Here is a 410-nt window from a genome sequence, read left to right as displayed (position 1 = left end):
ATCCCGGCCTCCGACGTCTATCTCGACGCCGGAATCATCCAGATCACCCCGGCCTCCACCAACGTGAAGTTCACCGAGCGCGGGATGTGGAACACCTTCCGCACCTGCGGCCGCGACGACCAGCAAGCTGCGGTGGCGGGCGCGTATCTGGTAGCCAACTACAAGGACAAGAAGATCGCTTTCGTCCACGACAAGACCCCTTACGGCAAGGGCCTGGTCGACGAGACCCAGATGGTGCTCAAGGCCAAGGGCGTGAAGCCGGTGATCTTCGAGGGCATCAACCCGGGTGAGAAGGATTACTCGGCCCTGGTCTCGAAACTGAAGTCGGCCAACGTCGATATCGTCTATTTCGGCGGCTACTACACCGAGGCCGGGCTGATCCTGCGTCAGATGCGCGACCAGGGCCTGAA

At 61.5% G+C, this 410-nt stretch carries 1 protein-coding gene; it reads left to right on the top strand.

Annotated features, from left to right (window positions below; all coding sequences use genetic code 11):
• On the top strand, positions 1 to 410 hold a 410-nt coding region (locus IM725_RS20135; RefSeq protein ID WP_193782411.1), incomplete at both ends, for a branched-chain amino acid ABC transporter substrate-binding protein.

This window comes from Ramlibacter aquaticus, assembly GCF_015159745.1.
Taxonomy (GTDB): domain Bacteria; phylum Pseudomonadota; class Gammaproteobacteria; order Burkholderiales; family Burkholderiaceae_C; genus Ramlibacter; species Ramlibacter aquaticus.
Note: the sequence above shows the minus strand (reverse complement) of the source record. Positions and strands in the feature narration are given on the sequence as shown.